The organism is Mycobacterium sp. 852014-50255_SCH5639931, from assembly GCF_001665605.1.
Lineage (GTDB): Bacteria > Actinomycetota > Actinomycetes > Mycobacteriales > Mycobacteriaceae > Mycobacterium > Mycobacterium paraffinicum.
Window position 1 is genome coordinate 40,219 of record NZ_LZSV01000023.1, and the last position, 23,321, is coordinate 63,539.

Annotated in this window: 23 protein-coding genes, 1 tRNA gene and 1 pseudogene; 17 read left to right on the top strand and 8 right to left on the bottom strand. The window is 69.2% G+C overall.

The features are described from left to right. Window position 1 precedes the first annotated feature (1 nt). From murD to A5758_RS14015, 12 genes are all read left to right on the top strand, one after another. Entirely contained in the window at window positions 2-1,459 is a 1,458-nt protein-coding gene (murD, locus tag A5758_RS13960; RefSeq protein WP_156622635.1) for a UDP-N-acetylmuramoyl-L-alanine--D-glutamate ligase, read from the top strand. Between the two features lie 6 nt (window positions 1,460-1,465). Next, window positions 1,466-3,100: a putative lipid II flippase FtsW gene (ftsW, locus tag A5758_RS13965; RefSeq protein WP_067740804.1), complete on the top strand. Its 1,635-nt coding sequence runs from the start codon at window positions 1,466-1,468 to the stop codon at window positions 3,098-3,100. Further along, on the top strand, window positions 3,097-4,317 hold the full coding sequence (gene murG, locus A5758_RS13970; RefSeq protein ID WP_067740806.1) for an undecaprenyldiphospho-muramoylpentapeptide beta-N-acetylglucosaminyltransferase: 1,221 nt from the start codon (window positions 3,097-3,099) through the stop codon (window positions 4,315-4,317). The genes ftsW and murG overlap by 4 nt, the downstream gene beginning before the upstream one ends. Next, on the top strand, window positions 4,314-5,774 hold the full coding sequence (murC, locus tag A5758_RS13975; protein ID WP_067740812.1) for a UDP-N-acetylmuramate--L-alanine ligase: 1,461 nt from the start codon (window positions 4,314-4,316) through the stop codon (window positions 5,772-5,774). The genes murG and murC overlap by 4 nt, the downstream gene beginning before the upstream one ends. Beyond that, entirely contained in the window at window positions 5,771-6,712 is a 942-nt protein-coding gene (locus A5758_RS13980) for a cell division protein FtsQ/DivIB (RefSeq protein ID WP_067200802.1), read from the top strand. Before murC ends, A5758_RS13980 begins: the two co-directional genes overlap by 4 nt. Before the next feature lie 223 nt (window positions 6,713-6,935). Next, a complete protein-coding gene (gene ftsZ, locus A5758_RS13985) occupies window positions 6,936-8,087 on the top strand; it encodes a cell division protein FtsZ (protein ID WP_066957092.1) in 1,152 nt (383 codons plus the stop codon). A gap of 101 nt (window positions 8,088-8,188) precedes the next feature. Further along, on the top strand, window positions 8,189-8,893 hold the full coding sequence (gene pgeF / locus A5758_RS13990; RefSeq protein ID WP_197503938.1) for a peptidoglycan editing factor PgeF: 705 nt from the start codon (window positions 8,189-8,191) through the stop codon (window positions 8,891-8,893). Between the two features lie 5 nt (window positions 8,894-8,898). Further along, window positions 8,899-9,681, top strand: a complete 783-nt coding sequence (locus A5758_RS13995; RefSeq protein WP_067200798.1) for a YggS family pyridoxal phosphate-dependent enzyme — start codon at window positions 8,899-8,901, stop codon at window positions 9,679-9,681. Window positions 9,682-9,743: 62 nt separating this feature from the next. Then, entirely contained in the window at window positions 9,744-10,385 is a 642-nt protein-coding gene (locus A5758_RS14000; RefSeq protein WP_067200795.1) for a cell division protein SepF, read from the top strand. Window positions 10,386-10,531: 146 nt separating this feature from the next. Continuing rightward, the gene (locus A5758_RS14005; RefSeq protein ID WP_067740814.1) at window positions 10,532-10,822 is read left to right on the top strand and encodes a YggT family protein; all 291 of its coding nucleotides are present in this window, start codon (window positions 10,532-10,534) and stop codon (window positions 10,820-10,822) included. 260 nt (window positions 10,823-11,082) lie between these two features. Further along, window positions 11,083-11,883 (top strand): DivIVA domain-containing protein, encoded by an 801-nt coding sequence (locus A5758_RS14010; protein WP_067740815.1) that lies wholly within the window; start codon window positions 11,083-11,085, stop codon window positions 11,881-11,883. A 96-nt stretch (window positions 11,884-11,979) separates the two neighbouring features. Continuing rightward, window positions 11,980-12,306, top strand: a complete 327-nt coding sequence (locus A5758_RS14015) for a hypothetical protein (protein ID WP_067740816.1) — start codon at window positions 11,980-11,982, stop codon at window positions 12,304-12,306. Between the two features lie 3 nt (window positions 12,307-12,309). Here A5758_RS14015 and A5758_RS14020 read toward each other — a convergent pair. From A5758_RS14020 to A5758_RS14035, 4 genes and pseudogenes are all read right to left on the bottom strand, one after another. Further along, window positions 12,310-12,993 (bottom strand): annotated as a pseudogene (locus A5758_RS14020) (phosphoribosyltransferase); the annotation flags it as partial. Between the two features lie 32 nt (window positions 12,994-13,025). After that, window positions 13,026-13,412: an STAS domain-containing protein gene (locus A5758_RS14025; RefSeq protein WP_067740817.1), complete on the bottom strand. Its 387-nt coding sequence runs from the start codon at window positions 13,410-13,412 to the stop codon at window positions 13,026-13,028. After that, window positions 13,409-14,512, bottom strand: a complete 1,104-nt coding sequence (locus tag A5758_RS14030; protein ID WP_067740818.1) for a B12-binding domain-containing protein — start codon at window positions 14,510-14,512, stop codon at window positions 13,409-13,411. Before A5758_RS14030 ends, A5758_RS14025 begins: the two co-directional genes overlap by 4 nt. After that, window positions 14,509-16,170, bottom strand: coding sequence for a PP2C family protein-serine/threonine phosphatase (locus A5758_RS14035; RefSeq protein WP_067740820.1), 1,662 nt, complete (start codon window positions 16,168-16,170; stop codon window positions 14,509-14,511). The genes A5758_RS14030 and A5758_RS14035 overlap by 4 nt, the downstream gene beginning before the upstream one ends. Window positions 16,171-16,546: 376 nt before the next feature. Between A5758_RS14035 and A5758_RS14040 the strand changes: the two genes are divergently transcribed. After that, complete coding sequence (locus tag A5758_RS14040; protein WP_197503939.1) at window positions 16,547-17,128, top strand: DUF3624 family protein; 582 nt, start codon at window positions 16,547-16,549, stop codon at window positions 17,126-17,128. Window positions 17,129-17,372: 244 nt separating this feature from the next. On the opposite strand, the gene A5758_RS14045 is transcribed toward A5758_RS14040, so the two are convergent. Then, window positions 17,373-17,458 (bottom strand) — tRNA-Leu (locus tag A5758_RS14045). Between the two features lie 97 nt (window positions 17,459-17,555). On the opposite strand from A5758_RS14045, the gene A5758_RS14050 reads away from it, so the two are divergent. Further along, window positions 17,556-18,920: a M20/M25/M40 family metallo-hydrolase gene (locus tag A5758_RS14050; RefSeq protein WP_067740824.1), complete on the top strand. Its 1,365-nt coding sequence runs from the start codon at window positions 17,556-17,558 to the stop codon at window positions 18,918-18,920. A gap of 29 nt (window positions 18,921-18,949) precedes the next feature. Next, window positions 18,950-19,480 (top strand): YbhB/YbcL family Raf kinase inhibitor-like protein, encoded by a 531-nt coding sequence (locus A5758_RS14055; protein ID WP_067740826.1) that lies wholly within the window; start codon window positions 18,950-18,952, stop codon window positions 19,478-19,480. Between the two features lie 179 nt (window positions 19,481-19,659). On the opposite strand, the gene A5758_RS14060 is transcribed toward A5758_RS14055, so the two are convergent. From A5758_RS14060 to A5758_RS14070, 3 genes are read right to left on the bottom strand one after another with little or no spacing between them, the layout of a single operon-like run. Then, complete coding sequence (locus A5758_RS14060) at window positions 19,660-20,730, bottom strand: quinone-dependent dihydroorotate dehydrogenase (RefSeq protein ID WP_197503943.1); 1,071 nt, start codon at window positions 20,728-20,730, stop codon at window positions 19,660-19,662. 26 nt (window positions 20,731-20,756) lie between these two features. Further along, entirely contained in the window at window positions 20,757-21,011 is a 255-nt protein-coding gene (locus A5758_RS14065; RefSeq protein ID WP_067740831.1) for a DUF5703 family protein, read from the bottom strand. Next, window positions 21,008-22,060, bottom strand: coding sequence for a YncE family protein (locus A5758_RS14070; protein WP_067740832.1), 1,053 nt, complete (start codon window positions 22,058-22,060; stop codon window positions 21,008-21,010). Before A5758_RS14070 ends, A5758_RS14065 begins: the two co-directional genes overlap by 4 nt. A 125-nt stretch (window positions 22,061-22,185) precedes the next feature. On the opposite strand from A5758_RS14070, the gene A5758_RS14075 reads away from it, so the two are divergent. Together A5758_RS14075 and A5758_RS14080 are read left to right on the top strand one after the other, a co-directional pair. Beyond that, on the top strand, window positions 22,186-22,488 hold the full coding sequence (locus tag A5758_RS14075) for a hypothetical protein (protein ID WP_067200764.1): 303 nt from the start codon (window positions 22,186-22,188) through the stop codon (window positions 22,486-22,488). 72 nt (window positions 22,489-22,560) lie between these two features. Continuing rightward, on the top strand, window positions 22,561-23,313 hold the full coding sequence (locus A5758_RS14080) for a histidine phosphatase family protein (protein WP_067200761.1): 753 nt from the start codon (window positions 22,561-22,563) through the stop codon (window positions 23,311-23,313). Window positions 23,314-23,321 lie beyond the last annotated feature (8 nt).

The window sequence follows — 23,321 nt, forward strand, 5'->3', positions numbered from 1 at the left end:
CGTGCCCGGGCTCGAGCCCTTGGTGCCGGGCGCACCCGTGCTGGTGGCCGGCGGCGGCGTCACCGGCAAGGCGGTGCTGGCGGCCCTGGCCCGGTTCGGCGCGGCGCCGACCCTGTGCGACGACGACCCCGCCACGCTGCGGCGCTACGCCGAAGCCGGCGTGGCGACCGTGACCACGCCGGCGGCCACGCAGCGCGTTGCGAAGTACGCGCTGGTGGTCACCAGCCCGGGATTTCGGCCGGACACACCGCTGCTGGTCGCCGCCGCGGCGGCGGGCGTGCCGGTCTGGGGCGACGTGGAATTGGCCTGGCGGCTCGACGCGGCGGGCCAGTACGGGCCCCCGCGGCGCTGGCTCGTGGTGACCGGCACGAACGGCAAGACCACCACGACGTCGATGTTGCACGCGATGTTGAGCGCCGCGGGCCGGAGCAGCCTGTTGTGCGGCAATATCGGCGATCCGGTCCTCGATGTCCTCGACGCGCCCGCCGACCTGCTGGCCGTCGAGCTGTCCAGCTTCCAGCTGCACTGGGCGCCCTCGGTGCGGCCCGAGGCGGGCGTCGTCCTCAACATCGCCGAAGACCACCTGGATTGGCACTCCACCATGGCTGAGTACGCGGCGGCCAAGGCGCGGGTGCTCGACGGCCGGGTGGCGGTCGTGGGACTCGACGACGCCCGGGCGGCCGCGTTGCTCGACACCGCCGCGGCCCCGGTGCGCGTCGGCTTCCGGCTCGGCGAGCCGGCGACGGGCGAACTGGGCGTGCGCGACGGCCAACTCATCGACCGCGCCTTCGCCGACGACCTCGCGCTGCTGCCCGTCGAAACGATCCCGGTGCCGGGGCCCGTCGGCATCCTGGACGCGCTCGCCGCGGCGGCGCTGGCGCGCAGCGTCGGTGTGCCGGCCGGGGCGATCGCCGACGCGATCGCGTCCTTCCGGGTGGGCCGGCACCGGGCCGAGGTGGTCGCGGTCGCCGACGGGATCACCTACGTCGACGACTCGAAGGCCACCAACCCGCACGCCGCCGAGGCGTCCGTGCTGGCCTACCCCCGCGTGGTGTGGGTGGCCGGCGGTTTGCTCAAGGGCGCTTCGGTGGACGCCGAGGTCGCCAAAATGGCCCCCCGGCTGGTCGGCGCGGTGCTCATCGGCCGAGATCGCGAAGAGGTTGCAGAGGCGTTATCGCGACACGCGCCGGATGTGCCCGTCGTCCAGGTTGTGACAGGCGAGGATGCTGATATGAATGCGACGGCTGTGGTTGTTGGTGCAGATGTGACAGAAGTGAAACATTCGGGCGGGGATCTCGGCACTTCCGTCATGACCGCGGCGGTGGCCGCGGCCCGCGACCTGGCCCGGCCCGGCGACACGGTGTTGCTGGCGCCGGCCGGCGCGTCGTTCGACCAGTTCAGCGGGTATGCCGACCGTGGCGACGCCTTCGCTGCCGCCGTCCGCGCGGCCACCCGGTAGGCGGGCGTGGGTAATCCGCTGGCCCGGCTGAGAGGCCGGGGCAAAGCAACCGAAGCGACCGCCGACACCGCCGCGGCCGAGCCGGGCGAGGCCGACGCCGACGAGGCGACCGGCCCCGTGAGCACCGCCGGCACGTCGGAGGCCAAGCCGGCCGCGAAAACGCAGGTCAAAAACGAAGAGCGCGGCCGGTTCGGCGCCTGGCTGAGCCGGCCCATGACCTCCTTCCACCTGATCATCGCGGTGGCCGGGCTGCTGACCACGCTCGGCCTGATCATGGTGCTGTCGGCGTCGGGGGTGCGGTCCTACGACGCCGACGGGTCGGCCTGGGTGATCTTCGGCAAGCAGGTGCTGTGGACGGTGATCGGCCTGATCGCCTGCTACGCCTCGCTGCGCATGTCGGTGCGGTTCATCCGCCGCGTCGCCTTCACCGGGTACGTCGTCACCGTCATCCTGCTGGTGCTCGTACTGGTGCCGGGCATCGGAAACCTGGCCAACGGGTCGCGGAAGTGGTTCGTCATCGCCGGCTTCTCCATGCAGCCGTCCGAGCTGGCCAAGATCGCCTTCGCCATCTGGGGTGCGCATCTGCTGGCGGCCCGCCGGCTGGAGCGGGCCTCGCTGCGCGAGATGCTGATCCCGCTGGTCCCGGCCGCAGTCATCGCGCTGGCGCTGATCGTGGCCCAGCCCGACCTCGGGCAGACGGTGTCGCTGGGCATCATCCTGCTCGCGCTGCTGTGGTACGCCGGGCTGCCGCTGCGCGTCTTCGCCACCTCGCTGCTGGCGGTCGTCATGGCCGGCGCGATCCTGGCCATGTCCGCGGGTTACCGCTCGGACCGGGTGAAGTCCTGGATGAACCCCGAGAACGACCCCATGGACACCGGCTACCAGGCCCGCCAGGCGAAGTACGCCCTGGCCCACGGCGGCATCTTCGGCGACGGCCTGGGGCAGGGCGTGGCCAAGTGGAACTACCTGCCCAACGCCCACAACGACTTCATCTTCGCGATCATCGGCGAGGAACTGGGCTTCGTCGGCGCGTTCGGCCTGCTCGTTCTGTTCGGGTTGTTCGCCTACACCGGGATGCGCATCGCCCGGCGCTCGGCCGACCCGTTCCTGCGGCTGTTGACCGCCACCACGACGATGTGGGTGCTGGGCCAGGCGTTCATCAACATCGGTTACGTGATCGGGATCCTGCCGGTGACCGGCATTCAGCTGCCGCTCATCTCTGCGGGCGGAACCTCCACGGCGGCAACGCTTTTCATGATCGGGATCATGGCCAACGCGGCCCGTCACGAACCAGAGGCGGTGGCCGCGCTGCGCGCCGGCCGGGACGACAAGGTGAACCGGTTCCTGCGGCTGCCCCTGCCCCAGCCGTACGTCCCGACCCGGCTGGAGTCGTTCCGCGACCGCAAGCGCGGCGGCAAGCAACCGGCCAAGGGTGCCCCTTCGCGCAACGGCACCCGGAAGGCCGCCCAGGCGCCCGCCCGCAAGCGTTCCCGCAAGGCTGAGGAACCGCTGCGGCCGGCCTTCTCCAGCACAGCCGCCCGGCCGACCCGCAGGGCGGTGCATCATGGATCTGGCCAGCGGTACGCCGGCCAGCGCCAGGCACGGCGCGCTCGCGCATTGGAAGGTCAGCGTTACGGGTGAACGACACGGTCAGCAAGCCGGCCGGGGGGGGGGGGGCAACCCCCCCGCCCGCCGGTGCCGCGTTGTCGGCTCTTAAGCCCCTCAAGCCGCTGTCGGTGGTGCTGGCCGGCGGGGGCACCGCCGGTCACGTGGAGCCCGCGATGGCGGTGGCAGACGCGCTGAGCGCGCTCGATCCGCAGGTTCGCATCACCGCGCTGGGCACCCACCGCGGGCTGGAGACCCGGCTGGTGCCCGAGCGCGGTTACCACCTCGAGCTGATCACGCCGGTGCCGCTACCGCGCAAGCCCAGCGGCGACCTGGCCCGGTTGCCCCCGCGGGTATGGCGCGCGGTCCGGGAGGTGCGGGCCGTGCTCGAGGCGGTCGACGCCGACGTCATCATCGGCTTCGGCGGATACGTGGCGCTACCGGCGTACCTCGCCGCCCGCGGGATTCCCCGCGGTCTCGGCCGCAGGCGCCGCGTCCCGGTGCTGATCCACGAAGCCAACGCCAGCGCCGGGCTGGCTAACCGGGTCGGCGCCCGCCGTGCCGACCGGGTGCTCTCCGCGGTGCCCGATTGCGGGCTGCCGCGCGCCGAGGTGGTCGGGATACCGGTGCGGGAGGCCATCACCTCGCTCGACCGCGCCGCCCTGCGCGCCGAGGCGCGCAGGCACTTCGGCTTCGCCGACGACGCGCGGGTGTTGCTGGTGTTCGGCGGCTCGCAGGGCGCCGTGTCGCTGAACCGGGCCGTGTCCGGGGCCGCCGCCGACCTGGCCGCCGCGGGCGTGTCGGTACTGCACGCGCACGGACCGAAAAACACCCTCGAGCTGCGACAGAGCCAACCCGGTGACCCGCCGTACGTGGCGGTGCCCTATCTCGACCGGATGGATCTGGCCTACGCCGCCGCCGACCTGGCGATCTGCCGGTCGGGGGCCATGACCGTCGCCGAGGTCTCGGCGGTCGGCCTGCCGGCCATCTATGTGCCGCTGCCGATCGGCAACGGCGAGCAGCGGCTCAACGCGCTGCCGGTGGTCAACGCCGGGGGCGGAATGGTGGTCGCTGACGCCGCCTTGACGCCGGAGCTGGTCGCCCGCGAGGTGGCCGGGCTGCTCAACGACCCGCCGCGGTTGGCGGCGATGACGACGGCCGCCGCGCGCGTGGGGCACCCCGACGCGGCGCGCCAGGTGGCACAGGCGGCGCTGGACATCGCCAGGAAGGCAGCGGCGGGAGGGCGACGGTGAACGCCGAACAGCTGCCGCCCGAGCTGCAGCGGGTGCACATGGTGGGCATCGGCGGCGCCGGCATGTCGGGCATCGCCCGCATCCTGCTGGACCGCGGCGCGCTGGTATCCGGGTCGGACGCCAAGGAGTCGCGCGGCGTGCACGCGTTGCGGGCCCGGGGCGCGTCGATCCGCATCGGCCACGACGCGTCGTCGCTCGACCTGTTGCCAGGCGGCCCGACCGCGGTCATCACCACCCACGCCGCCATCCCGAAGACCAACCCCGAGCTCGTCGAAGCCCGGCGGCGCGGCATCCCGGTGATCCTGCGGCCGGCGGTGCTGGCCCGGCTGATGGACGGGCGCACGACGCTGATGGTCACCGGCACGCATGGCAAGACCACGACGACGTCCATGTTGATCGTGGCGCTGCAGCACTGCGGACGTGATCCGTCGTTCGCGGTCGGCGGCGAGATGGGGGAGGCCGGAACCAACGCCCATCACGGCAGCGGCGACTGCTTCGTGGCCGAGGCCGACGAAAGCGACGGCTCGCTGCTCGAGTACACGCCCAACGTCGCGGTGGTCACCAACATCGAGGCCGATCACCTGGACTTCTACGGCAGCCCCGACGCCTACGTCGGGGTGTTCGACGCCTTCGTGGAGCGGCTCGCCCCGGGGGGAGCGCTGGTGGTGTGCGTCGACGACCCGGGCGCTGCCGCGCTGGCGGGGCGCAGCGCCGAGCTGGGAATCCGGGTGCTGCGCTACGGATCCGCGCCGGAAAAGGACCACGCCGCCACCCTGTTGTCCTGGGAGCAGCAGGGCACCGAGGCGGTCGCGCACGTCCAGTTGGCGGGCGAAAAGTATCCCCGGGTGATGCGGCTTTCGGTGCCCGGACGGCACATGGCGCTCAACGCGCTCGGCGCGCTGCTGGCGGCGATCGAGATCGGCGCCCCGGTCGACGCGGTGCTCGACGGGCTGGCCGGATTCGAGGGGGTGCGCCGCCGGTTCGAACTCGTGGGCAACGCCGGGTCGGTGCGCGTCTTCGACGACTACGCCCACCATCCCACCGAGATCAGCGCCACGCTGGCGGCGGTCCGCACGGTCCTCGAGCAGAGCGGCGGCGGTCGCAGCCTGGTGGTGTTTCAGCCCCATTTGTATTCGCGCACAAAGGAATTCGCTGCGGAGTTCGGTCACGCACTCGATGCGGCCGACGAGGTGTTCGTCCTCGACGTCTACGGCGCGCGCGAGCAACCGCTCACCGGTGTCAGCGGCGCCAGCGTCGCCGAGCACGTCAGCGCGCCGGTGCGCTACCTGCCCAACTTCTCCGCCGTCGCCGAGCAGGTGGCCGCGGAGGCCGGCCCCGGCGACGTCATCGTCACCATGGGCGCGGGCGATGTGACCTTGCTCGGGCCGGAGATCGTGACCGCGCTGCGGGACAGGGACAACCGCAGCGCGCCCGGCCGGCCGGGGGTGTTGCGATGACCCAGCCGAACGACGCCGAGGACACGGGCAATCTGCACGTGGGCGAGCCCGCCGGCGACGAGGTCACCGAGCCGCTGTTCGTCGGGGGACCCGGAGCCGAAACCCCGGTCACCCCGGACGAATTCGAGGGACCACGCCGGCGGGCCCGCCGCGAACGAGCCGAACGCCGCGCCGCGCAGGAGCGCGCCACCGCCATCGAGGAGGCCCGCCGCGAGGCCAAGCGCCGGGTTAGTGGACGCACGGTCGACGAGCCCAAACCCGTCGCGCGGGGCGTGGTCCGTGGCCTGAAGATGCTGTTGGTGACGGTGTTGCTGGTCGTCCTGGGGATCGGGCTCGCGCTGATCCTCTACTTCACGCCCGCGATGTCGGCCCGCAACATCGTCGTGGTCGGCACCGGGGTGGTGACCCGGGAAGAGGTGCTGGACGCGGCGCGGGTGCGGCCGGGGACGCCGCTACTGCAGATCAACACCAACCAGGTCGCCGACCGGGTGGCGGCGATCCGGCGGGTGGCCAGCGCGCGGGTGCAGCGGCAGTATCCGTCGGCGCTGCGTATCACCATCGTCGAGCGAGTTCCGGTGGCGGTGAAGGACTTTCCGGACGGTCCGCACCTCTTCGACCGTGACGGCGTCGATTTCGCGACCGGGCCGCCGCCGCCGGCGCTGCCGTATCTCGACGTCGCCGACCCCGGCCCGAACGACCCGGCGACCAAGGCCGCGTTGCAGGTGCTGACCGCGCTGCGGCCCGAAGTCGCGGGTCAGGTGGGCCGGGTCGCGGCCCCCTCGGTGGCCTCGATCACGCTCACGCTGGGCGACGGTCGCGTCGTCATCTGGGGGACGACCGATCGCACCGACGAGAAGGCCGAGAAGCTGGCCGCGCTGCTGACCCAGCCCGGACGGACCTACGACGTCTCGAGCCCCGACCTCCCCACGGTGAAGTAGCGGCGCCCCGTGTGACCGCCGTAACAGAAAAAATTTGCGGGCGGCGCGTCGGCGCGCCTGCGGGGTTAGGGCGCGCCATACCCATACCGTTCTGGTTGCGCGGAACTACTTGACATAACTCTAACTCTATGGTTGAGGTTGAGGGTTTGCCAGGGAGGATCGCGGACGCTCGGGAAGGAAACCCGTCGCGCAGAACTGAGCCCACCAGGGAGGAAAACGAATGATGACCCCCCCGCATAACTACCTGGCCGTCATCAAGGTCGTGGGTATCGGTGGCGGCGGCGTCAACGCCGTGAACCGAATGATCGAACAAGGTCTTAAGGGCGTGGAGTTCATCGCGATCAACACCGACGCGCAGGCGCTGTTGATGAGCGATGCCGACGTCAAGCTCGACGTCGGCCGCGACTCCACCCGCGGGCTGGGCGCCGGCGCGGACCCGGAGGTCGGCCGCAAGGCCGCCGAGGACGCCAAGGACGAGATCGAGGAGCTGCTGCGCGGAGCGGACATGGTGTTCGTCACCGCCGGCGAGGGCGGCGGGACGGGCACGGGCGGCGCGCCGGTCGTGGCCAGTATCGCGCGAAAGCTGGGCGCGTTGACCGTCGGCGTGGTCACCCGGCCGTTCTCGTTCGAGGGCAAGCGGCGGGGCAACCAGGCCGAGAGTGGCATCTCGTCGTTGCGTGAGAGCTGCGACACCCTCATCGTGATCCCCAACGACCGGCTGCTGCAGATGGGCGACGCCGCCGTGTCCCTGATGGATGCGTTCCGCAGCGCCGACGAGGTGCTGCTCAATGGCGTCCAGGGCATCACCGACCTGATCACCACGCCCGGCCTGATCAACGTCGACTTCGCCGACGTCAAGGGCATCATGTCCGGCGCGGGCACCGCCCTGATGGGCATTGGCTCCGCGCGCGGCGAAGGACGCTCGCTCAAGGCGGCCGAGATCGCGATTAACTCACCGCTGCTGGAAGCGTCGATGGAGGGCGCCCACGGCGTACTGATGTCGATCGCCGGCGGCAGTGACCTCGGCCTGTTCGAGATCAACGAGGCGGCCTCGCTGGTGCAGGACGCCGCCCACCAGGACGCCAACATCATCTTCGGCACGGTCATCGACGATTCGCTGGGTGACGAGGTGCGCGTCACCGTCATCGCAGCGGGTTTCGACGCCGCCGGCGCCGGCCGCAAGCCCGTGGTGGGTGGCACGGCCGCGGAGAAGGGCGGGGCGCATCGGATCGAGTCGGCGAAGGCCGGCAAGCTCACCTCGACCCTGTTCGAACCCGTCGACGCCGTCAGCGTGCCGGTCCACACCAACGGCGCCACGCTGAATATCGGCGGTGACGACGACGACGTCGACGTGCCGCCGTTCATGCGTCGCTGAGGGTCTCGATTTGCTTGCCAGTGCGCGACAAACCGGCCACGAAAATCAGGGGCTGGATGGCGCTGCCCGCCGGCAGGCAGTGCACTCCGGATACTGAAAAGGTGAGCGTGCGCATCCGGCGGGTGACCACCAGCCGCGCGGGCGGTGTCTCGGGGCCACCGTTCGACACCTTCAACCTGGGCGACCACGTCGGCGACGATCCGGCGGCGGTGACTGCCAACCGAGATCGGCTGGCGGCAGCCATCGGCCTGGGTTCCCACCGCGTGGTGTGGATGAATCAGGTCCACGGTGATCGGGTCGAGGTGGTCGACGGGCCCCGGAGCGCCGTCGACGGCACCGACGCGTTGGTGACCAGCACCCCGCGACTGGCGCTGGCCGTGGTGACCGCCGACTGTGTGCCGGTGCTGTTGGGCGACGCGCGCGCCGGCGTGGCCGCAGCGGTGCATGCGGGCCGCGTCGGCGCCCAGCTCGGGGTGGTGGCCCGCACCGTGGAGGCGATGTTGGGGCTGGGTGCGCACGTCGAAGACATCTCGGTCCTGCTGGGACCGGCGGTCAGTGGGCGCAACTACGAGGTGCCCGCCGCCATGGCCGACGAGGTGGAGGCCGCGCTGCCCGGCAGCCGCACCACGACCGCGGTGGGCACCCCCGGACTCGACCTTCGGGCCGGAATCGCTTGCCAGCTAAAGCAGTTGGGTGTCACGGCCATCGACATCGATCCGCGGTGCACCGTGGCCGACCCGACGTTGTTCAGTCACCGCCGGGACGCCTCAACCGGGCGGCTGGCCTCGCTGGTGTGGATGGAGTGACTGCGATGGCGGGTGGGGCCCCGGAGAGTCACAGCGACCGCGAAACGGAATTGACCCACGCATTAGCGGCCGTGCGTTCGCGCCTTGCGGCGGCCGCGGAAGCGGCGGGTCGCAATGTCGGTGAAATCGAACTTCTGCCGATTACCAAATTCTTTCCAGCAACCGATGTCGTGACTTTGTCGCGATTGGGTTGCCGGGCCGTCGGCGAATCGCGGGATCAGGAAGCGTCGGCAAAAGTGAGCGAAGTCACCAAACTCTTAGCGGCCTCGTCGCGGGCGGACGTACCGGCCCTGCGCTGGCACATGGTGGGCCACATTCAGCGAAACAAAGCCCGGTCGGTTGCCCGCTGGGCGCACACCGCCCACTCGGTGGACAGCTCCCACCTCGTCAGCGCGCTCGACCGGGGCGTGTCGGCGGCCCTGGCCGAGGGCCGCCGCTCCGATCCGATGCGGGTCTACATCCAGGTCAGCCTCGACGGCGACGAGACGCGGGGCGGCGTCGACATCTCGGCGCCGGGAGCGGTCGACCAATTGTGCGCTCAGACCGAGGACGCGAAGTGCCTGGAACTGGCCGGTCTGATGGCCATTCCGCCGCTGGGATCGAGTCCCGACGCGGCCTTCGAACGCCTGCGAACCGAGCACCTGCGCATCCTGGAATCCCATCCGAACGCCGTCGGCCTGTCCGCCGGCATGTCCGACGATTTCGAAATTGCCGTCAAACACGGATCGACGTGTGTGCGTGTCGGTACCGCGCTATTGGGTCCCCGGCCGCTACCGTCACCGTATTAAGTCACTGTAGTCACATCTTCATCACTGACACCAAGCATCAGGGGCTAGAAGGGGTCAACGCAATGAGCACACTGCACAAAGTCAAGGCCTATTTCGGTATGGCCCCGATGGACGACTACGACGACGAGTATTACGACGACCACGCGCCCTCCCGCGGTTTTCCGCGGCCGCGTTTCGACGACGGGTACGGCCGCTACGAGGGGCGTGACTACGACGACCCGCGCGAGCCCGCCGACTACCCGCCGCCGAGCGGCTACCGCGGCGGCTACGGGGAGGAGCCGCGCTACGGCGCCGTCCACCCCCGCGAGTTCGAGCGGCCCGAGATGGGCAGGCCGCGCTTCGGATCCTGGTTGCGCAATTCCACCCGCGGCGCGCTGGCGATGGACCCGCGCCGGATGGCGATGATGTTCGAAGAGGGCCACCCGCTCTCGAAGATCACCACGCTGCGGCCCAAGGACTACAGCGAGGCCCGCACCATCGGCGAGCGGTTCCGCGACGGCACCCCGGTCATCATGGACCTGGTGTCCATGGACAACGCCGACGCGAAGCGGCTGGTCGACTTCGCGGCAGGCTTGGCCTTCGCGTTGCGTGGCTCCTTCGACAAGGTGGCGACCAAGGTGTTCTTGCTCTCGCCCGCGGACGTCGATGTGTCCCCCGAGGAGCGTCGCCGGATCGCCGAAACCGGTTTCTACGCTTACCAATAACCCGCGGTTGAGCGGCGCCGGGTTCGGCGCCGCTTCGGTGGCCGGACCGGCTGAGATGTGGCCCGAGGCCCGGAGTCGGTACGCTGGCAGGCGCCGCGAAAGCCCGCGGCGCTTGACTTCTCATCGGTAAGGTCGGGGCTCTTCAGTTGGTGCTGTTCTTTCAGATCCTTGGGTTTGCGCTGTTCATCTTCTGGCTGCTGCTCATCGCCCGGGTTGTCGTCGAGTTCATTCGCTCGTTCAGCCGTGAGTGGCATCCCACCGGTTTCACGGTGGTGATCCTCGAGATCATCATGTCGATCACGGATCCGCCGGTGAAGTTGTTGCGGCGGCTGATCCCACAGCTCACCATCGGGGCGGTCCGTTTCGACCTGTCGATCATGGTGTTGCTGCTGGTCGCGTTCATCGGCATGCAGCTGGCCTTCGGCGCCGCGGCGTAAGCCGATCCGGCCGTCGGCGGGAGCCGCCTTCCAGCCTGGAGACGGTTCGGCCACGTTTTAGCCTCGGTTTGGTGCCTGCGATTTAAAAATTCTAAGGTTTCGGATTTTATTGCCCTGAGTGTTTGAAATTGGTTCTTATTTATTGGCCTAAACAGCAACCGTCGCGCCTGGTGTGACAGGATGGACGGCAGTTGCGCGACGGCTACCACTGCGTTCTACACTTTCCAGAACGTTAGACAGGAACTTGAGGGGACGAAACAATGCCGCTTACACCAGCCGACGTCCACAATGTGGCGTTCAGTAAGCCACCGATCGGCAAGCGGGGCTACAACGAAGACGAGGTCGACGCCTTCCTCGATCTGGTGGAGGCCGAGCTGACGCGGCTCATCGAAGAGAACAGCGATCTGCGTCAGCGGATCGAGGAACTGGACCAGGAGCTTGCTGCCGGCGGTGGCGCCAGCGCCGCTCCCGCGGCCGCGCCCACCCAGGCGATCCCCGTTCCCGAGCCGGAGCCGGCGCCCAAGGCGGCACCGGTCGCCGCACCCGCCGCTCCCGCGGCGAGCAACGAGGAACAGGCCATGAAGGCCGCTCGGGTGTTGAGCCTGGCCCAGGACACCGCCGACCGGCTGACCAGCACCGCCAAGGCCGAGTCGGACAAGATGCTGGCCGACGCCCGCGCCAACGCGGACCAGATCCTCACCGAGGCCCGCCAGACCGCCGAGACCACGGTCACCGAGGCCCGGCAGCGCGCCGACGCGATGCTCTCGGATGCGCAAACCCGCTCCGAGACCCAGCTGCGTCAGGCCCAGGAGAAGGCCGACGCCCTGCAGGCCGACGCCGAACGCAAGCACTCCGAGATCATGGGCACGATCAACCAGCAGCGCACCGTCCTGGAAGGCCGCCTCGAGCAGCTGCGCACCTTTGAACGCGAGTACCGGACCCGGCTCAAGACCTACCTGGAATCGCAGCTGGAAGAGCTCGGCCAGCGCGGATCCGCGGCGCCCGTCGACTCCAGCGCCGAGGCAGGCGGATTCGACCAATTCAATCGGGGTAACAACTAGCCTCACAGGCGTGCCGGACACTCGCCGAACTGCGCGGTTGGCACACTAGACCTGCACACGAACTGGCTGTCCCGCTCGCCGCTTGGAGGATGACCGATGCTGATCATTGCGCTGGTACTGGCCCTGGTCGGGCTCGTCGCGTTGGTGTTCGCCGTGGTCACGAGCAACGAGTTGGTGGCCTGGGTATGCATCGGCGCCAGCGTGCTCGGGGTGGTGCTGTTGATCATCGACGCGCTACAGGAGCGGCAGCGGCGCGACGCGGGTGGAGCGGCCCAGCACGAGGACGAGGTTCAGGCCGAGGCCGGCGACGAGGCGGTCGACTATCCCGAGGACGCCCCGCACGAACCGGGGGAAGCTGACTCAGAGGCCACCGAAGAGTCGGCGGTGCCGGCCGAGGGCCGCGGTGACGAGGCCGCCAAGTAGTACTCAGCCGGTGGGCGTGGCGAGCGCCGCGCGCACCTCGTCGTCGCTGACCTGGTGAAAATCGCCGTATACCTGGCCGACGGCTTCGAACCCGGGCGGCATCGTCACGCACACCACCTCGTCGGCCTCGAGCTCGAGCTCACGGCAGGTCGACGGCGGTCCCACGGGGACCGCGACGATTATCGATCGGGGTCCGGCGGCTCGCACCGCTCGGACGGCGGCCAGCATGCTGGCGCCGGTGGCGATCCCGTCGTCGACCAAGATCACCACCTTGTCGCGCGGGTCGGCCGCCGGGCGCCCGCCCCGGTACGCGTCCTCGCGGCGGGCGAGTTCGGCTGTCTCGCTCTCGATCACCTCGCGCACCTGTTCGTCGGATATGCGCAGGCTGGACACCACGTCGTCGTTCATCACGACGCCGCCTCCGCTGGCCACCGCGCCCATCGCGAGCTCCGACCAGCGCGGCACCCCGAGCTTGCGTACCAGGAACACATCCAGGGGTGCGTGCAGCGCCGCGGCGACCTCCCAGGCCACCGGGACGCCGCCGCGGGCCAGCCCGAAGACCAGCACGTCATCCCTGTCGCGATAGGACATCAGCTGTTCGGCCAGCGCGTGACCGGCCTCGCGACGGTCGCCGAACGTGCGCGTCGCAGTGCGCCGGAGGAATCCATTGGGTGTCATCGGTCGCATTCCACCCTACGGGCTTTCGTGGCGGCCGCCGGTCAGCGAACCCGGGATTCTCCTGGGGTGTTCTGATCGCGCCGGTCCGGGCTCGCCGTCCCCACATCGGAGTGGGACGCGGTGACGAGATGCTCGAACGTACCGGTCACGTCCAGGATGCGATCGAGGAATCCCGGTCGGTGGTCCAGGTGCAGACGCACGCCCTCCCGACAGCTGCGGCGATGGACCAGGAGCAGGGCGGACAGACCCGCGGAATCGCAGAATGCGAGTCCGGAGAGGTCGAGATGCAGGTCAGCCAGGGCGGCCTGCCGGGCGAGTAGTTGACCGGCGGCGTCCACCATGGCGTCGACGGTTTCGTAGACCAGGTCGCCGGAGACCTGCACGCAGGCCGATCGCCCTGTCGCGGCGACACTCAGGAACAGGTTCATCGGGACGCTCCCGGGCCGGCGATGGCGCCGAGGGCATCGTTTGCTGTGCGCAGCAGGCGCTGACTGCGGGGGAACTCCTTGAGTTGTGCATCCAGCAAATCCAACGCGGGATGAAGCGACGCCGCCGGAACGCCCCGCGCGGCGAGGATGTCGGCCGTCCAGGTGATGAAGTCGGCGAACAGCGCGTCGTCGTCGGTGTACAGGCTCACGGCGAGGAAGTCGACGATGTGGGCGACGTCCTCGACGGTGTGCCGGCGCTGCGGCGTGGAGTAGGCGCGCATGGCGGGAAAGCGGTCCTCCAAATCGGCGACGGTGGACTTGACCAGCTGACCCGCGCTCCGGCTCACCATGGTGTACTCCTGGTCGGCCAGATGCGGCAGGTCATTGACCGGCTGGCGGCTGAAAGTGCGTCGAACGGCGGGGAATCCGCGGCGCAGGCGTTCGTCGGCGGTCCGCGCGTCGGGTGCCCACGCGTCTGCGTTCAGCTGCCGGGCGAAACGGCCGTCGCGGCCGAACGCGGCCCCGCCGGCCAGGACGGGGAAACCGGCGGACTGGCACGCGATGATCGCGGCGTGCGCGTTGGGCAGCCGGGTGGGGATCGAGCAGGAGAGCGCCACGACATCGGGTCCGTGCTGGTGCAGGTGGGCGATCAGGTGCGGCGTCGGGACCTGCGCCCCGAGGAAGTCGACCTGCCAGCCACGCAGCCGTAGGACCTCCGCCAGCAGCCGGGCGGGCAAAGCGTGCCACTCACCGTCCACGCAGGCCAGAGTGACTCGACCACCCTGGGCCGGGACTTTGCTGGTGGGGTGGTGGGCCAGCGCGGCGATGACGCGGTCGTTGATGGCCGTGGCCGCATGCTCCTGCGTGACGCTGACGCGGTTGGCGGCCCATTCCGCGCCCACCTTGCGCTGGACGGGGGCGATCACCTCCAGCAGCACGTCCTCGGGCGTCATGCCCGCATCCATTGCGGCGAACACGGTGGCTGCCGCCGCGTACTCGTCCCGGTCCGCGAGGGCCCCCCAGAGCCGCTCGCGGATCGCGAGTTCGTCGGCGGCACCGGTAGCGCGTGGGGCGGTCATATCGGTGTCGTAGGACCTCATGCCACGTACCTGCCCCGGGTGTGGCCGTCGACGGCGCTGAGGTGGGTGCGCTGCGGGGCGGTGATCGCCACGACCGCGATGTCGTCGTGCACGCGTTGCCCCACCCATTGCGTGGCCAGCATCAGGACGCGCTCGACGACCGCTTCGGCCGGCATTCCGGCACATCCGGTCAGTGCGGCCGCCAGGCGCTGCTCACCGAAGAAGTCATCGCCCAGCGGACCGCCGCGGGCCTCGGTGATGCCATCGGTGTACAGCACGCACGTCTCGCCCGGCGCCAGGGAAGTCTCAAACGATTGCACGGTGATGCGCTCCAGCGCGCCGACCAGCGTGCCCTTGGTGTTGGCCTCTTCCACCTGCCCGTCGTCGCGCACGATAAACGGCGGCGGATGCCCGGCGCAGGTCAACCGCAGCACTACCTGGCCGTCCCGGTAGGCGACCGAGGCCAGGACCAACGTGGCGAACCGGGTGTGGTCCGACGACAACATGGCGCGGTTGAGCAGCGTGAGCACACCCTCGTGGTCCTGCGCCAGCGGCGTCAGGGCCTGCAGTGTGTTGCGGATCTTGCCGGTCATCACGGCGGCCTCGAGCCCCTTACCGCACACGTCGCCCAGCACCACCAGCGTCTCGTCCTCGGGGCGCGCGGCGGGATGGAAGTCATAGAAGTCGCCGCCGACGACCTCGTAATCCTTCGAAGCCCGGTAGCCGCCGGCGAATTCGATGCCGTGCAGCCCGTGCAGCGGGGGAGGCAACAGGTCACGCATCAGGGTGCGGGTGATGGCGGCCTGTTCGGCGTAGAGGCGTGCGGCGGACAACGCCGCCCCGGCACGCGCGGCGAACAGGCCGGCGAAGAGTTCTTCGTCCGCGCTGTACACCGGCCGGTCGGTGCGCCGCAGCAACACCAGAGCCCCCGCCGAAACCCCGTGCCCGGGCAGCGTCAGGATCATCACGGACCCCACCGGGCCCGAGAAATCTTGCGGTACAAGCCAATCGGGTACCGTCACGGGATCGATCCAGCCCGAGGAAACGGGTGGGAACCCGTGCAGAGCCTCGCTCAAACCCGCCACCACCGCTGGGTCGGCGTCGACGCTGCATTGCTCAACGGCCCCGGCCGCGCTGCTGTAGAAGACCGGCAGCCGCCGGCCGCGGCCCGCGGGGGCCACCAGCACCGCCGCGTCCGACAGGTGTCGGGCGGCCATCTGCACCGTCGCTTCCCGGCAGCGGTCGACGTTCAGCGACGCGTTCAACACCGAAGACGCCTCGAGCAGGATCGCCGTGCGTTCCTGCTCGCGCGCCAGCGCTTCTTGCGCCTCCCGCAACAACTGGCCGGTGTCCTCGACCAGCGACCACGCCACCTCACCGCTGGGCAGCACCGCTGCGTGCGCGTCGAATTTCCGACTCCCCACGGTTCCCGAGACGACGGACGCGTCCCGATCCACGGCGGCGGGCTCAAGCTGGACGAGACGGTGATGTGCGCGCGCCAGCCAGTCAACGGACTCGTCGATCCGGCCGCCCTGCGTCGCTCCCGGCAGCAGGGACTGGGCCGACCCGCTCAGCGCCCGCACGATTCCCTCGCGATCGATGACCAGCGTGGGGCAGGGCACGGCCGCCCACAAAGCGTCGAGGTCGATCTCGACGCCTACGTGGGCACCATCATGCATGCGGTTGACCTGTCAACGCGGGGAATGAGAATTGCCTATCGGTACGCCCGGCTCTAGACGTACTGCATTGGGGGAGAGCGTTGTTCGTGTCGGCTGTGCGCCGAACGTGCAGCGGAGGAGCCACTTCTCGACCCCTATAGCAACCCTACCTGCAAGCTGGCCACAGCCAATTGCGACCTCGGCTCAGACGGCGGGGACAGATCAGGCGGACTCATTCGAGTCGGCATACAGGCATACAAGGCCGAAAGACCCTTGTGGGGGCGCCGAGGGTAGGAAAGTCTGATCGTTGACACGTACGACAATAGTGATGAGGGGGATTTCTATGTTGCGTAATTCGCACGGCGGGCTTGCGACGCGGAGCCGACGGGGGTTGCGAATGGAAAAATCAATCATGACGCGATTCGTAGAATTGGTCGCTGCCAAGCTCGGCCGTTGTGGCGCGTGCATGCGTCAATCGTTCCTCGCCGCGCTTGGGACATGGATCTTTGCCGCAATTGCAGTCTCCTTGACCGGCTCAAGCTGGATCGCTCTTGCGACGGGAACTTTCGCGGCTGCACCCACGGCGCTCTGGTTCGCCCACCTCACCGCATTCTCTGTCCGCACCGCGCGGGGCTGGATAAAGACTCCGACGATCACTGCAGATGGCGGCATGATCACGCACAGTCAGCGCGATTTCTTCCCGCTCTTCGCCAAAGCCTTTGCCGCCGCGACGACGGCGACCATCCTTCAAACCGCGACGACGAAGGCCCTTCCTATGGCGGCGTCGGGCTGTCCCGATGGGTGGTACGCTTGTGGTTCTAGCAAATGCTGCTCAGGGCCTGGAATGCACTGGGCGTGCATTGGATATACCGGCAATAAGCCGTCGTGGAAGAAAAAGGTCGACTTCTGCACCAGTGCAAACTCGGACGACGACATAGAAGATCTCTCGCACAATTGCAGGGAGCTATACGAGTGCTGACCGCATGACAAAGCGGGTGGTGCAGCCGGGCGTGACGCACCATTGGCCGAATGGACACACAAGCGGGGCGTAGGCTCCGGCGATCGATGGTGGCGCTCACCTACGGTTACTTCGGGCGCGCCATCGACGACCACATCACCGCCCCGTGCGACGATGTGCTGTCGTCGATGATCGCGCGTCTTGATTACGATCCCCATCTGCGACAAGTCAAGGCGACAGCCGACTTGAGTCGTGTCGCCGGATGTGTCCGAGGGGGGACTTGAACCCCCACGCCCATTAGTAGGGCACTAGCACCTCAAGCTAGCGCGTCTGCCATTCCGCCACTCGGACAAACCAACCGCATGGGTTGGCAGCTAAGGCTATCGGATTGTCTCACGCGCGCCCAACCCAGCCGGGCCGCTCAGCACCGAGCCCGGCGGCCCCGGCAATGGTAGGAAAGGTGGTTGTGACCGCCCAGACCGAGTTCCCGAACAGCCCGAGTGACGACGTGGTCGAGGTCGTCAGCAGGCTGATCCGATTCGACACCACCAACACCGGTGAACCGGAGACGACGCGGGGCGAGGCCGAGTGCGCGCAGTGGGTCGCCGAGCAACTCGCCCAGGTCGGGTATGCGCCCCAATATGTGGAATCGGGTGCTCCGGGCCGCGGCAACGTGATCGCCCGCCTCGCGGGCGCCGACAGCTCGCGCGGCGCATTGCTGATCCATGGTCATCTCGACGTGGTGCCGGCCGAGCCGGCCGAGTGGAGCGTGCACCCGTTCTCCGGCGCGGTCAAGGAAGGCTTCGTCTGGGGCCGCGGTGCGGTCGACATGAAGGACATGGTCGGCATGATGATCGTGGTGGCCCGGCGGTTGAAGCAGGCCGGGATCGTGCCGCCACGGGATCTGGTGTTCGCCTTCGTTGCCGACGAGGAACACGGCGGCACCTTCGGGGCGCGGTGGCTGGTCGACAACCGGCCCGACCTGTTCGAGGGCGTCACGGAAGCGATCGGCGAAGTGGGCGGCTTCTCGTTGACCGTGCCCCGCCGCGACGGGGGCGAACGCCGGCTCTATTTGATCGAGACCGCCGAGAAGGGTTTGTCCTGGATGCGGCTGACTGCCCGCGGCCCGGCCGGACACGGATCGATGGTGCATGACCGCAACGCCGTCACCGCCGTCGCCGAGGCGGTCGCCCGGTTGGGCCGGCACCAGTTTCCCCTCGTACTGACCGACACCGTCGCCCAGTTCCTGGCGGCCGTCAGTGAGGAGACCGGGCTGACGTTCGACGTCGAGTCGGGCGACCTGGCGGGGGCGGTCGAAAAGCTCGGCCCGATGGCCCGCATGCTCAAGGCCGTGCTGCACGACACCGCGAACCCGACGATGCTCAAGGCCGGATACAAGGCGAACGTCGTCCCGGCCGTCGCGGAAGCGGTGGTCGACTGCCGAATCCTGCCGGGCCGTAAGGAGGCGTTCGAGGCCGAGGTCGACGAACTGCTCGGCCCGGACGTCACACGGGAGTGGATCAAAGACTTCTCGTCCTATGAGACGAGCTTCGACGGTGACCTGGTGGACGCCATGAACGCCGCCGTGCTGGCCCTCGACCCGGATGGCCGCACGGTGCCCTACATGCTCTCCGGTGGCACTGACGCAAAGTCGTTCGCGCGCTTGGGTATTCGTTGTTTCGGTTTCAGCCCGCTGCGGTTGCCGCCGGACCTCGATTTCACCGCGTTGTTCCATGGTGTCGACGAGCGGGTACCCGTTGACGCGCTGAGGTTCGGCACCGAAGTGCTGGCACACTTCTTGACGCACTGCTGAAGACACGACACGTAACGAGAGGATCGCTCATGAGCACCGCGCCCGACCCGTACGCCGCGCTGCCGCAGCTGCCGACGTTCACCCTGACATCGGAGTCGATCACCGACGGCCAGTCGCTGGCCAAGCCACAGGTCAGCGGGATCATGGGCGCGGGTGGAGAAGATGTCAGCCCGCAGTTGAGCTGGTCGGGATTCCCGGGGGAGACCCGCAGCTTCGCCGTCACCGTCTACGACCCCGATGCGCCGACGGCCTCGGGGTTCTGGCACTGGGCGGTGGCCAACCTGCCGGCCGACGTCACCGAACTGCCCGCGGGGGCGGGGGACGGGAGCGACCTGCCCGGTGACGCGCTGACGCTGGTCAACGACGCCGGGATGCGCCGCTACATCGGTGCGGCGCCGCCGCCCGGGCACGGGCCGCACCGGTACTACATCGCGGTGCACGCCGTGGACGTCGACAAGCTGGACCTCGCCGAGGACGCCAGCCCCGCCTACCTCGGCTTCAACCTTTTCCAGCACGCGATCGCGCGTGCCGTCATTCACGGCATCTACGAACAGAAGTAGCCGCGCGTCCCTACGCAGTCGCGGCGCTCTTCGCCGCTCTCGACGAAGCATCAACTCGTGGCGCGTCTTTCGCGGAGTTGATGGATTTGTTTGATTTCCACCAGCGTCTGCGGCGCGAATGGGAGGCACTGGAGTATGAGGCCACTAGACCGTTTACGCGACCATGGTGAGGAGCGCGACTAACCGCGTTTCGGTGCAGCCGAGCCGACGGCATCACTGAGCGAGGCGAACCCGCCGTCGCGCAACCGGCGCGCGATGCCGTCGTGAATGCGCTTGGGCCACAAGCCTCCTCCGTAGATGAAGCCGGTGTAGCCCTGCAGCAGCGACGCGCCCGCGGTGATGCGTTCCCACGCGTCGTCGGCCGTTTCGATGCCACCGACGCTGATCAGCACCAGGCGATCACCGACCCGGCCATAGAGCCGGCGCAGCACCTCGGCGGCGCGGCGTGCCACCGGCGGCCCGGAAATGCCGCCGGGGCCCAGCGCGTCGACCCCCGGCGTCCGAAGGCCCACACGCGACACCGTGGTGTTGGTGGCGACGATCCCGGCCAGGCCCAGCTCGACAGCCAGGTCGGCGACATCATCGAGATCGGCGTCGGAAAGATCGGGCGCGATCTTGACCAGCACCGGCTTCGACGTCTCGGCGAGGACGGCCGACAGGATTGGTCGCAGCGACTCGACCGCCTGCAGGTCGCGCAGGCCGGGCGTGTTCGGCGAGCTGACGTTGACCACCAGGTAGGACGCCAGCGGCCCGACCAGGCGGGCGCTGGCCCGGTAGTCGTCGACGGCGTCGGCGGCCGGCGTGGACTTCGTCTTGCCGATGTTGACCCCGATCGGGACCTCGGGTCGGTGACGCGCGAGCTGGATCGCCAGCGCGCCGGCGCCGAGGTTGTTGAAGCCCATCCGGTTCAGCAGGGCGCGGTCGGCGGGCAGTCGGAACATCCGCGGGGGCGGGTTGCCGGGCTGCGCGTTCGCGGTGACGGTCCCGACCTCCGCGTACCCGAATCCCAAGGCGCCCCAGGTCATCAACCCCTTGCCGTCCTTGTCAAAGCCGGCGGCCAGCCCGAGCGGACCCGGGAACCGCACCCCGAACACCGTGCTCGCCAGCACCGGATCGGTAGGGCCAAGCAGGCGGTGCAACAGCCGCCGCGTCAGGCCGACGACGGTGGCGCCACGCAGCACCGCGAAGACCAGCGTGTGGATGCGCTCGGGCGGAATCAGGAAGAACAGCCGTCGCACGAGGCCGTACACCAGGCCTTCGCGCGGTGGGGCCATCGTCACAGTTGCGGCTGGTCGGGTCGGCGGTTGTCCAGGCGAGACTTCTTGCGGCGCAACAGCACTCGTCTGCTGCCGTCGGTGTAGAGCCGCACCCGGGTCAGCTCCCAGCCCCGGTATTCGGCCTCGATGGACAGCCGGATGGACGCGCTGACACGGGTCACCTCAGGCGGCAGGCGCAGCGGCACCCACTCGTATTCGTCGGACAGCTCGGTGTCCCAGCCCGCGGGCAACTGACTCCGGCGCGGCGCGGTCAACGCTTACCCGCCGCGTGATCGATGACCTGAACCCCCGCACCGGACCCCGACACCACGTACAAGGTGTCTGACGCTTCATCGAAGGCCAGTGAGTTCGGTTGCTGCACGGTCGGGTAACGCACCTTTTCGACGGGAATTCCGGTGGACAGATCGTAACCAATCACCATATTGGAAGCGGTCTGGGTTACCCAGCTCAACTCGCGGGAGCCGGCCAGGCCGTATGGCGCCTGGGGCACCGGATAGGCCTGTCGCAAGATCAGCGGGTCGACGCCGTACACCAGCAGCTGGCCGCCCCGGGTGTCGGCGACCAGCACCCGGCCCCACGGGTCCGCGGCCATGGTGGTTGCGCCTTCGCCCGCCCGCAACGCCTGGCGGGCTTGACCGTCGGCGCCGATCGTGGTCACCGAGGTTTGCCCCCGGTCCAGGACCGCCGTCGTATTCCCTTGCGTGGCAAGCGCATCGACGCGGGCGAAGATCTTGGTCCGGCTGCCGACGGTAGCGGTGTCGACGCTGTCCGGCGTCGGCGAGGCAAGGGTATAGACGGCCCCGTCGGCGCTGCCCAGCACCAGTTTGCCGTCGGCGCGTTGGGCCACCGCGGTGAAGTCGGCCTGCTCGGCGTCGGTGACGTTCACCTGCCTCGTGTGGCCGGTGGTCAGGTCGATTACGACATAGCCACCTCGGACGGCCAGGAAGAGCCTGCCGTGGCCGTCGTCGGTCAACGAGGTCGCCGGTACCGGCAGGTCGATGACGCGCGGTGCGGCCTTGGGGTCACCGAAGATGGTGACGGTGGCAGGCGCGGGCGGGGCGCCGGCGGGCGTCAGCACCGCCAGCTGGTGCGTGCCGCCGTCGAACGCCGCGGCGGTGGCGCGGGCGGCCAGCGCGCGCACCTCGCCGGCCGGGTTCTGCGACACCGGCGGCGACACTGCGGCCACGGCCGGTTCGATGGTGGGCGGTGCGGATTTGAATGTATTCGACGAACATCCCGTGACGGCGCCCAGCAAAAGCGCGATGCCGAGTAAACCCCGGTGAGCTGCCGCTCGGCGACGCATGTGCGTTGACAGCAATTATTTTCCCTCGCGTAACGACTATGGACTAGGCATACTAAGGAACGCCTTCGCATCCAATATGGCCATGTCGCCTACATCAAGTCCCGCGGGCGAGGTATGGTCGGGCCATGGCCGTCACCGTTGACCGGCATACCGCGGAGAAAGAGTTTGCTGTCGAGGATCTGTCGACAGGCATTTTCGCCAGCGGGTATGGACAAGTCGGTGATGGGCGCAGTTTTGCGTTCCACATCGAGCACCGATCGCTTGTCGTCGAGATTTACCGACCGCGCCTTGCCGGGCCAGTTCCCCAGGCGGATGAGGTGGTCGCCAGGGCGATCCGCAGCCTGGTCGATATCGACGTCTCCGACGAGCGCAGCCTGATCGCCGCCGTTCGTGACTCGGTGGCGCACGCGGTCCCGGTCACGCGCTAGTCAAGAACCCGCACCCGCACCGGGTACGGTCGTGATCGTGGTTTGGGCGACGTCTCGGTGGGACACCGCGGCATGACGGTCATCCTGTTGCGCCATGGTCGCTCCACCTCGAACACCGCCGGCGTCCTCGCCGGACGCTCCGAGGGCGTCGACCTTGACGACAAGGGCCGCGATCAGGCCGCCGGGCTGATCGACCGGATCGGTGACCTGCCCATCCGGGGGCTGATCAGTTCGCCACTGCTGCGTTGCCGGCGCACCGTCGAGCCGCTCGCCGAGGCGCTGTGCCTCGAGCCGCTCATCGAAGACCGGCTCGCCGAAGTGGACTACGGGGAGTGGACCGGCCGCAAGATCGCCGAGCTGGCCGGGGAGCCGCTGTGGCGGGTTGTGCAGGCCCACCCGAGCGCGGCGGTGTTCCCCGGCGGCGAGGGGCTGGCGCAAGTGCAGGCGCGCGCCGTGGCCGCCGTCCGGGAACACGATCGGCGGCTGGCGGCGGAGCACGGCGGCGACGCCCTGTGGGTGGCCTGCACTCACGGTGATGTCATCAAGGCGGTCGTCGCCGACGCCTACGGCATGCACCTGGACGCATTCCAGCGGGTCACCGCCGACCCGGCGTCGGTGAGTGTGATCCGATACACCGAACTGCGCCCGTTTGTGTTGCACGTCAACCACACCGGTGCGAAGTTGGCTGCAGCGCTGCGGGCCGGACCGCCGCCCCAGGATGAGGCGAAGGCGAAGACGGACGGCGAGTCCGGGGCGGGGCCAACGGAACAGCCGGCCGCGCCCGTACCGTCCGGCGACGCGGTGCTCGGCGGCTCGACTGATTAATTCAGCTG